The 3,304-nt window shown below is 61.7% G+C and carries 3 protein-coding genes; all 3 read right to left on the bottom strand.

What is annotated here, in order from left to right; all coding sequences use genetic code 11:
- Positions 1-907 (bottom strand): NADP-dependent oxidoreductase (locus tag EN969_RS23100; protein ID WP_164758432.1); only part of this gene is annotated, 907 nt, incomplete at its 3' end.
- Between the two features lie 212 nt (positions 908-1,119).
- Entirely contained in the window at positions 1,120-1,476 is a 357-nt protein-coding gene (locus EN969_RS23095; protein WP_027162069.1) for an SPW repeat protein, read from the bottom strand.
- Between the two features lie 645 nt (positions 1,477-2,121).
- Positions 2,122-3,099 (bottom strand): hypothetical protein, encoded by a 978-nt coding sequence (locus tag EN969_RS23085; protein ID WP_063168781.1) that lies wholly within the window; start codon positions 3,097-3,099, stop codon positions 2,122-2,124.
- Positions 3,100-3,304: the final 205 nt, after the last annotated feature.

Below are 3,304 nucleotides of genomic sequence, written 5' to 3'. Positions count from 1 at the left end.
CCTCAAGCACGATCTTGCCACGCACATGCTCATTTTCCAGCCGTTCTTCCGCTTTGGCGACCTCTCCAAGCGGGTAGGTGGCTTGCACGAAGGGGGTGACCTTGCCGGCCTCGATGAGGCGGCCGATCTCGGCAAGATGCGCCGCATTCGGCTCGGCCAGGTAGGAGACGCCACGCGCCCGACGCAAGTTTGCCTTTTCCTGCGACGGTTGGGAAAGCGTGGAAACGAGCGTCCCGCCAGGCTTGAGCACCTCCCAGGAGCGCTCCTGCGTGTCGCCCGCGACAAGATCGAACACCAGGTCGACCGCATCGACGACCTCTTCGAAACGCTGATTCTTGTAGTCGACCGTCTGATCGGCGCCAAGCTCACGCACGAAAACGACGTCCTCGGCGGAAACGGTTGTCGCGACGAACGCGCCCGCGGCCTTGGCCAGCTGGATCGCCAGATGACCGACGCCGCCGGCGCCGCCATGGATGAGAACCCGTTGTCCGGATTTGAGGCCGCCATGATCGAAAAGGCCTTGCCATGCGGTGATGCCGGCAAGCGGCACCGCCGCGGCTTCGACATGGCTTAGACGATCCGGTTTGGCAGCCGCCTCCGTCGCCTTGACCACGACATATTCGGCATTGCCGCCCCGGTCATGACCAAGCATCGCAAACAACGGGTCGCCCTTCTTCAACGTATGCGCCCGCGTACCGCATATTTCCACCGTGCCGGATACGTCGCGCCCGAGCGTGACCGGCAGGGTCTCGCTCACCGACCCTTCGCGGGTCTTGTAGTCGATCGGATTGACGCTTGCGGCGCGGACCCTGAGCACAACCTCGTCGTCAAGGGGCTGAGGCGAGGGGACCTGATCGATCGAAAGAACCTCAGGTCCGCCAAAAGCGTGGATGCGGATTGCTTTCATGTCGGCATACCTCCTGTTGTCTGGCTTTCGGCGACGCTGTCTGCAGGGCTGTCGTCAGCGGCTGTGCAGCCGAGGTTGCGGCGGCAGGCACGCTGGCCTCCCGGCGGGCCACCGTCAGATGATTTTCCACCATCATCGGCGACCCAGCGGGATGCCAATTTGTCGGCGGCCAATCCGTCACGATCAGGCCGCCGCAAGGACGCCCAGTCCTGCTAGGCCGTAGACTGCGTCGGCGGGTTCTGGTTCATCATCCACAGCTCGATCGCAGCCAGAACCGCGACCAGAACGCCGATTACAACATGCACGCCCATGGCTGTGGTTGCCTGGAATCCAAGCACCCAGGGAGACACGACTACCCAAAGACCCACAACGAGGTTCAGCCATTCCTCCCAGACAGCAAAGGCGAAGAGGGCGGCAACCGAAAGCACGACAATCACGATGCCGCTGCCCATGGCATTCTGGGACTGTGTCCCTGCCGCGAAGGCGAATATCCATGGAGAGAAGAAGAGAATTGCTCCGAGGACCAGATTTGCTACGTCACAGAGCTTGGCATTTGACCATTGGTTCATGATTTTCTCCATCAAGCGTGCTCTCCACGCTTCCGAAGCTCAATCGGCGGCCTTGAAACCGTCGGTCACATGGCGGCAAGGCTACAACCAGACTTGCTGGCTTTCTAACTGGAGAGCAGGCCGTTGGTTCCAACCAATCGGCCTGGCACGGCACCGGGAACTCTCCTCGCCAGGAGCATTCAGCCACTCCCGATCCGTTCGCGACATACAACGCGGCGGGAAGATGCGAGGCGCAGGCGATTACCCATGTGATCGCCTCTCGATCATAGTCGTCACCCGGAGCGCCAGTCCTCGAAGAAGACGTTCAATGTAAGCGTGATGTGTTCGCGTTCTGGCAGCCTTCTGTGCCGCTTCCTTCCTGCCGCGGGTACCCTTGGTCCGCACTGCCTTGCGCGCGGCGGCGGAACGACCGGATGCGCCTTTCGTTTCGGCGGCCTTCTCGGCGGCGGCCGCCCGCGCCATGGGCGCGCGTTGTCTCTGGGGACCAACGCGCCGAGGTTACAAATGAACCTATCCCAGCCTTTGGCTTGCCGACATCGACGACGCGCGGGGAGTCAGACGCTGGCAAACCTCGGAGATCGGGATCGATACCGGTTCACGACGGGTTGCTGATCAATGCGCATGGTTCGCATGCCGAAGCGGACGTCACGGCTGCGTGCAAATCGGCACTGGCTGCGGCGGCGGTGCCGGATGATCCTTCCTGTATTGGGCGATGATCGGCTCGAGGGTCTTTCGCGGCCAGAATTTCGGTGTGCCGATTTCCTTCAGGCAGGACGCGTTCCAATAGGCGCCCGGCTGTGAATGGTTGGCTGCGACCGCGGCGATGTCGCGCGATTCCGGGTAGATGTAGAGCGTCGTCGGATTGTCCTTGACCATCGGGATAATCTGCTGCGCATCCGCCGGCGACCAACTGGTGCAGCCATTGCTGCGGCCGCCGGCATAATCCACCAGCTTGCCGAACGGTACGAAGCCGTCATGGTCGGCATGCGAGCTGTTCGGATTTTTGCGCAGGCACAGGCCGTGCAGCACCTGGGCCGCGTGGCCGCCGATCACCCGCTGCCTGGCGTTCGCGGCTTCGCCTTCGCCGTCGAACTGGATGAAGGTGCGCTGGAAAGCCACGTCCCGTTTCGCACCAGTGCGGTAATAACCCTTGAACGAGGTTTTCGCCTCGCGGGTCATATAGGCGCCGCCGGCCGTCAACGATGAATCCATCGCATTGCCGAAGTTCCTAGCGCACCGCTTGCCATTCGAAAAATCGACGACGCCCTTCAGATTCCGCCCGCTGCCATGACCCGACGAAATCGCGCGGAAGGACTCGCTGGCCTCGCAGATGACGTAGTAGCGGCGGCCGAGCACGCCATTGCCCAGATCGCTGGGGCGTGTCGCATCCATGGCGAAGTAGCAGGGGTTCTTGACGGCCCCTTGGGCGACCTTCTTCCGATAAAGCGCGCGGGCTCGTTCGAGGACAATTTGTGAGATCTGGCCCTCGCTGTTGCCGACATGAGCCTGCAACCAGGCCGGAACGTCAGATGATGCGGCAAAGGATCGAGCCGACACCGTCACGGCGATGACGGCGACGAAAAAGCTGGCGACGACGCCCAGACAAACAGATCTCAACCGCACCGGATCAATTCTCCTGTCGAAGCGAATGGCGATTTCTTGCGGTATTGCCGCGAGAATCGATCATAGATGGCCTCGCATTATCAGGCGAAACACATCTTGTTTAGCGCGCCCGCATGAAGATCCGCAAAGCAGGTCGACGCATGCAACGGCCCTACGCCGACATGCTGGCTCCAGGCTTGCGGCGGACGTCTTCGTATCCTTGAAG

The organism is Mesorhizobium sp. M7A.F.Ca.CA.003.01.2.1 (assembly GCF_003998945.1).
Lineage (GTDB): Bacteria > Pseudomonadota > Alphaproteobacteria > Rhizobiales > Rhizobiaceae > Mesorhizobium > Mesorhizobium ciceri.
This window is presented reverse-complemented; position numbering and strand designations above follow the sequence as displayed.

Bases quoted from the DNA above. Each gene is read 5' to 3' on its own strand.
- EN969_RS23095 (WP_027162069.1), bottom strand. From the start codon at position 1,476: ATGAACCAATGGTCAAATGCCAAGCTCTGTGACGTAGCAAATCTGGTC.